Origin of the sequence: Pseudomonas sp. PS01300 (assembly GCF_029960155.1) — a bacterium.
Taxonomy (GTDB): domain Bacteria; phylum Pseudomonadota; class Gammaproteobacteria; order Pseudomonadales; family Pseudomonadaceae; genus Aquipseudomonas; species Aquipseudomonas palmensis.
In genome coordinates, this window is the sequence record NZ_JASCPN010000115.1 from 1 (window position 1) to 6,597 (window position 6,597).

The window sequence follows — 6,597 nt, forward strand, 5'->3', positions numbered from 1 at the left end:
GGTCAAGCCCGCTCCCACAGGTTTTTCATCATCCTTGAAGCTGATGCAGTACCTGTGGGAGCGGGCTTGACCCGCGATAGGGCCGGCACTTACACCACAAACCACCCGTCACGCCGCTGCAACCGCCACCCCATCACCCCCAGCGTCACCGCCCGCAGCCCCATGAACAGCAGAAAGCCCAGCCACAGCCCGTGGTTGCCCAGCCCGCTGGCCGCATAGGCGAACGGCAGTGCTATCGCCACGCTCAGCAGCATGCCGTTGCGCATCTCCCGTGCCCTTGTCGCGCCGATGAACAACCCGTCGAGCAGGTAGCTCCACACCGCCACCAGTGGCAGCAGCGCCAGGTATGGCAGGTACTCGAACGCCGTCTCGCGCACGCTGGGGATATCCGTCTGCAACTGGATGAACCAGTGCCCGCCCAGCAGGAACACCCCGGCAAACCCCAGGCTGACGATCAACGACCAGCCACACGCCACCGTCATCGAACGGAGCAATGCGCCGCGGTCCCCGGCGCCGATCGCATGTCCGCACAGTGCCTCCACCGCATGCGCCAGGCCGTCCAGTGCATACGCGGTCAGCAGCAGGCCGTTGAGCAGCAGCGCATTGGCCGCCACCGTCGCCTCGCCCAGGCGCGCACCCTGCACAGTGATCAGGAAGAACACCCCCTGCAACGCCAGGCTGCGAATGAAGATGTCGCGGTTCACGCTCAGCAGCGGGCGCCAGCTGTGCCAGCGCCTGAGCAGCGCCCAGGCCACCTGCCCGGGGTAGGCGCGCAGGGCCGGGCGCGTGAGCGCCAGGCCGAGCAGCGCGGCCGACCATTCGGCGATCACCGACGCCCGCGCCGAGCCCAGCACACCCCAGTCCAGCCCCAGCACGAACCACAGGTTGAGCACGATGTTGAGCAGGTTGGTGGTCAGCAGGATCGCCAGCGGGGCACGGGCGTTCTGCGTACCCAGAAACCACCCCACCAGGGCAAAGCTGGCCAGCGCTGCCGGCAGGCCGAGCAAGCGCGTGTGGAAGAACGCCAGGGTGTTTTCCTGCAGCGCGGCACTCGGTTGCATCAGGCCCAGTGCCAGGTGGCTGAAGGGAATCGCCAGTGCCCCCAGCAGCACGGCGAACAGCAACGCCAGCAGCAGCCCCTGCACCAGCACCTGGCGTAGCGCGGCGCCGTCGGCGCGCCCGGCCGCCTGGGCGGCAAAGCCGGTGGAGCCCATGCGCAGGAAGCCCATCAGAAACGCCAGGAAGGTATACAGGCTGGCGCCCACCGCCACGGCGCCGAGCTGGTGCGCGTGGGGCAGGTGGCCGATCACGGCGCTGTCCACCAGCGCCACCATGGGCACGGAAATGTTGGAAAGAATCATCGGCGCGGCCAGCGCCCAGACCCTGTGGTGGGTCGGACGGTCGCGCCAGTCGCTGAGTAGTCGGGACATGCAGGCTCCTTGAGAACCGGCATTGTAGCCGCCCCCGGCACTAAAACTGGTGAACGCTGTCTCACGCCGGGCGCCTCGATCAGCGATGCCCGCGAGCTTGCTATATAGTGCTCGTCTCAGACCCTGCTACCGGAAGAGTTACCCTCCATGCTCAACAAAGGATTGTGGCTGGCGTGCGCCATGGCGCTGCTCAGTGCTTGCGACTCGTCTTCTGATAAACCGGCCCCGGCCCCCGCGCCAACGGAACAGGCCGCCCCGGTAGCCCCGGCGCCGGCCCCCGCCGAACCGGCCGCGCCCGCAACTGCACCGGCCCCGGCGGCGACCCCGGCGCCCACCCAGGCGAGCCTGGGCGAGCGCTACGCCGGTCGCGAGCTGACGGTGGTAGACGTTTCCGAAGTGCAGGTCGACGGTGCCAGCGCCTTGTCGGTGACCTTCTCGGTGCCGCTGGACAAGGACCAGAACCTTGCCGAGCGCGTGCACCTGGTGGACACCACTCGGGGCAAGCTCGACGGCGCCTGGGAGCTCAGCGAAAACCAGATGGAGCTGCGCCTGCGTCACCTGGAGCCGCAGCGCAAGCTGGTGCTGACCGTGGATGCCGGCCTGCTCGGGGTGAACGGCAAGAAGCTCCCCAGCGAATACGTCAGCCGCCTCGAAACCCGCGACATGCAGCCCACCGTGGGCTTCGCCAGCCGCGGCTCGCTGCTGCCCACGCGCCTGGCCGAAGGCCTGCCGGTGATCGCGCTGAACATCGACAAGGTGGACGTCGAGTTCTTCCGCATCAAGCCCGAGTCGATGTCCAGCTTCCTGGCCAGCTGGGGCCGCAACACCTCGCTCGAGTACTACAACTCCGAAGAGCTGTTGAGCAAGGCCGACCTGGTGTATGCCGGCCGCTTCGACCTGAACCCGGTGCGCAACACCCGCGAAACCCTGTTGCTACCGATTGCCGGGATCAAGCCGTTGCAGGAACCTGGGGTGTACCTGGCGGTGATGCGCGCCTCGGGCCGCTACAACTATTCGCAGCCGGCCACCCTGTTCACCCTGAGTGACATCGGGCTGTCGGCGCATCGCTACACCAACCGCCTGGACGTGTTCACCCAGGCGCTGGACGGCGGCAAGGCCCTGGACGGGGTCAACCTCGAACTGCTCGACCGCGAAGGCAAGCTGCTGGCCCAGGCCAAGACCGACGGCGATGGCCATGCGCAATTGCCGATGCCGCCCAAGGCCGATGTACTGCTGGCCAAGCAGGGCGTGCACACCACCTTGCTGCGCCTGAACAGCGCCGCGCTCGACCTCTCCGAATTCGCGCTGACCGGGCCGCAGGCCAACCCGCTGCAGTTTTTCGTGTTCGGCCCGCGCGACCTCTATCGCCCGGGTGAAACCGTGCTGCTCAACGGCCTGCTGCGCGACCAGGACGGCAAGCCGGTGAAGGCCCAGCCGGTCAGTGTCGAGGTGCGTCGTCCGGATGAACAGGTCAGCCGCAAGTTCGTGTGGGAGGCCGATGCCAACGGCTTCTACCAGTACCAGTTGCAACTGGCCAGCGAAGCCCCGACCGGGCGCTGGCAGCTGGTGTTCGACCTGGGCGGCGGCAAGAAGCAGGTGTTCGAGTTCCTTGTCGAAGACTTCATGCCCGAGCGCCTGGCCCTGGAACTCAAGGGCAGCGCGACCCCGCTGAGCCCGGGTGAAACCGCTGAAATCCATGTCAATGGCCGCTACCTCTACGGCGCCCCGGCCTCGGGCAACCGCCTCAGCGGCCAGGCCTACGTGCGCCCGCTGCGCGAAGCGGTGCCGGCCTTGCCGGGCTACCAGTTCGGCTCGATCACCGAGGAAGACCTGAGCCACGACCTGGAACTGGACGAAACCACCCTGGACGCGTCGGGCGATGCCACGCTGCAGATCGAAAGCCGCTGGTCCGAGGCGCATTCGCCGCTGCAACTGAGCGTGCAGGCCAGCCTGCAGGAGTCCGGTGGCCGGCCGATCACCCGGCGCCTGGAGCAGCCGATCTGGCCGGCCGAGCGCATGCCCGGCCTGCGTGGGCTGTTCGACGGTGAAGAGGTCGACGGCAACACCCCGGTCGAGTTCGAACTGCTGATGGCCGACCGTGATGGCCACAAACTGGCCGCCGACAACCTCAAGGTGCGCCTGATTCAGGAGCGCCGCGACTACTACTGGAACTATTCCTCCAGTGACGGCTGGGATTACAACTACAACGAGAAATTCCTGCTGCAGTCCGAGCAGCCGGTCAGCATCAAGGCCGGCAGCACTGCCAAGCTGAGCTTCCCGGTGGAATGGGGCCCGTACCGTGTCGAGGTCGAAGACCCGAGCACCGGCGTGACCAGCAGCGTGCGCTTCTGGGCTGGCTGGCGTGCCCAGGACAACACCGACGGCGGCGCCGTGCGCCCCGACCAGGTCAAGCTGGCGCTGGACAAGCCGGCCTACGCCGATGGCGCCACCGCGCAGATCACCGTGACCCCGCCGGCTGCCGGCAAGGGTTACCTGATCGTCGAGGGCAATGACGGCCCGCTGTGGTGGGAAGAAATCGACGTGCCTGCCGAAGGCAAGACCTACGCGGTCAAGCTCGACCCCAAATGGGCCCGCCACGACCTGTACGTCAGCGCCCTGGTGATCCGCCCCGGCGAGCGCAAGGCCAATGCCACGCCCAAACGTGCCGTGGGCGTGCTGCACCTGCCGCTGGATCGCGCCGAGCGCAAGCTGGCGCTGACCCTCAAGGCCCCGGAAAAGATGCGTCCCAAGCAGCCGCTCACCGTCAAGGTGCAGGCGCGCAATGCCGATGGCAGCATCCCCAAGCAGGTGCAGGTGCTGCTGGCCGCGGTGGACGTGGGCATTCTCAACATCACCAGCTACGCCACCCCCGACCCGTTCACCGGCATGTTCGGCCGCAAGGCCTACGGCGCCGACCAGCTGGATATCTACGGCCAGCTGATCGAAGCCGGGCAGGGCCGCCTGGCCAGCCTGGCATTCGGCGGTGACGCGGCCATGGCCAAGGGCGGCAAGCGTCCCAGCACCAGCGTGACCATCGTGGCCCTGCAGAGCGCCCCGGTGACCCTGGACGCCAAGGGCGAAGGTCAGGCGACGGTGGACATCCCCGACTTCAACGGCGAGCTTCGGGTGATGGCCCAGGCCTGGACCGACGAGCGCTTCGGCATGGCCGAGGCCAAGACCGTGGTCGCCGCGCCGCTGATCGCCGAACTGTCGGCCCCGCGTTTTCTGGCCGGCGGCGACCGTACCGAGCTGGCGCTGGACCTGTCCAACCTGTCGGGCAAGGCGCAGAAGTTCACGGTCAAGGTGACCACCGAGGGCCAGTTGAACCTGCTGACCCCGTCCGAGCAGCCACTGAGCCTGCGTGACGGCCAGCGCGTGACCTCGCTGCTGGGCGTGCAGGCCGTGGGTGGCCTGGGCCAGGGCAAGGTCAAGGTGCAGGTCAGCGGCCTGGTGCTGCCTGGCGAACCGAACACCGCCTTCACCCGCGAGTGGACCCTGGGCATTCGCCCGGCCTACCCGGCGCAGCTCAGGCACTACCGCGCCGCGCTCAAGGACCAGCCATGGACCTTGCCCGCCGAGGACCTGGCCGCGTTCGAACCCCAGGGCCTGGAGGCGATGCTGTCGCTGTCGAGCCGCCCGCCGCTGAACATCGCCGAGCAGATCCGTGCCCTTGAGGCCTACCCCTATGGCTGCCTGGAGCAGACCACCAGCGGGCTGTACCCGTCGCTGTACGCCGATGCCGAGACGCTCAAGCGCCTGGGCATCAAGGGTGAAGAGCCCAAGGTGCGCCAGCGCAAGATCGAGATGGGCATCGAGCACCTGCTCGGCATGCAGCGCTACAACGGCAGCTTCGGCCTGTGGAGCGCGGACGACAGCGAGGAGTACTGGCTGACCGCCTACGTCACCGACTTCCTGCAGCGTGCCCGCGAGCAAGGCTACGCGGTGCCGCCCGAGGCGCTGAAAAAGGCCAACGAACGCCTGCTGCGCTACCTGCAGGAACGCAACCTGATCGAGCCGTACTACACCAGCAACGCCGAGCACAGCCGCTTCGCGGTACAGGCGTATGCGGCGCTGGTGCTGGCGCGTACCCAGCAGGCCCCGTTGGGTGCCCTGCGCAGCCTGTTCGAGCGCCGCGCCGATGCACGTTCGGGCCTGCCGCTGGTACAGCTATCGATCGCACTGGACAAGATGGGCGACAAGCCGCGCTCGGCGCAGGCCCTGCAGGCGGGCCTGGCGGTCAAGCGCCAGGACGTGTGGCTGAGCGACTATGGCAGCCCGGTACGTGACGAGGCGCTGATCCTGGCCCTGCTCGAAGAGAACAAGCTGGCCACCGACCAGCTCGACCAGCGCCTGTTCGAGCTGTCGGACAAGATGGCCAGCAGCTCGTACCTGTCCACCCAGGAACGCAATGCGCTGTTCATGGCCGGGCGTGGCATGCTCAAGCAGCCTGAAGGCCGCTGGAGTGCACGCCTGGACAGCGCGGGCGAGCTGCGCGACCTGGGCCCAACCCAGGCCGGGCTCAAGCTGGAGGGGCCGTTGCTGGCCTCGCCGCTGACCGTGACCAACACCAGCGACAAGACCGTGTACCAGCAGTTGACCGTGTCGGGTTACCCGCGCTTCGCACCCCGTGCGGTGGGCACCAACATGAGCATCTACCGCGAGTACCTGGGCATGAATGGCCGGGCACTGAACATCAAGTCGCTCAAGAGTGGCGACCTGGTGCTGGTGCACATTGGTATCCGCGCCAACGAGCGGGTGCCGGACGCGCTGATCGTCGACCTGCTGCCGGCGGGCCTGGAGCTGGAAAACCAGAACCTGGCGCAAAGTGCGGCCAGCCTGGACAACGCCAGCAGTGCAGTGAAGGAATGGCGTGAAGCAATGCAGAACGCCAACGTGGTGCACCAGGAGTTTCGCGATGACCGCTACGTGGCGGCGATGAACGTCGACCCGTACGGCGTGACGCACCTGCTGTATCTGGCTCGTGCGGTCACGCCGGGCACCTACCGCGTGCCGCCGGTGCAGGTGGAGTCGATGTACCGGCCCAACTGGCAGGCGGTGGGCGAGAGCCCGGGTGACATGGTGATTCTGGGACGCTAATCAGGCCCCATCGCGGGTCAAGCCCGCTCCCACAAGGGTCGCAGTAATCCCTGTGGGAGCGGGCTTGACC

At 67.5% G+C, this 6,597-nt stretch carries 2 protein-coding genes; one reads left to right on the forward strand and one right to left on the reverse strand.

The features are described 5' to 3' along the window. Nucleotides 1-89: 89 nt before the first annotated feature. Nucleotides 90-1,430: an MATE family efflux transporter gene (locus QMX96_RS26260; RefSeq protein ID WP_282362697.1), complete on the reverse strand. Its 1,341-nt coding sequence runs from the start codon at nt 1,428-1,430 to the stop codon at nt 90-92. A gap of 147 nt (nt 1,431-1,577) precedes the next feature. On the opposite strand from QMX96_RS26260, the gene QMX96_RS26265 reads away from it, so the two are divergent. Next, a complete protein-coding gene (locus tag QMX96_RS26265) occupies nt 1,578-6,527 on the forward strand; it encodes an alpha-2-macroglobulin (protein ID WP_282362698.1) in 4,950 nt (1,649 codons plus the stop codon). The last annotated feature ends 70 nt before the right edge of the window (nt 6,528-6,597 follow it).

Excerpts from the sequence above, each read along its gene's own strand:
- QMX96_RS26260 (WP_282362697.1), bottom strand. The coding sequence starts at position 1,430 with ATGTCCCGACTACTCAGCGACTGGCGCGACCGTCCGACCCACCACAGG.
- QMX96_RS26265 (WP_282362698.1), top strand. The coding sequence starts at position 1,578 with ATGCTCAACAAAGGATTGTGGCTGGCGTGCGCCATGGCGCTGCTCAGT.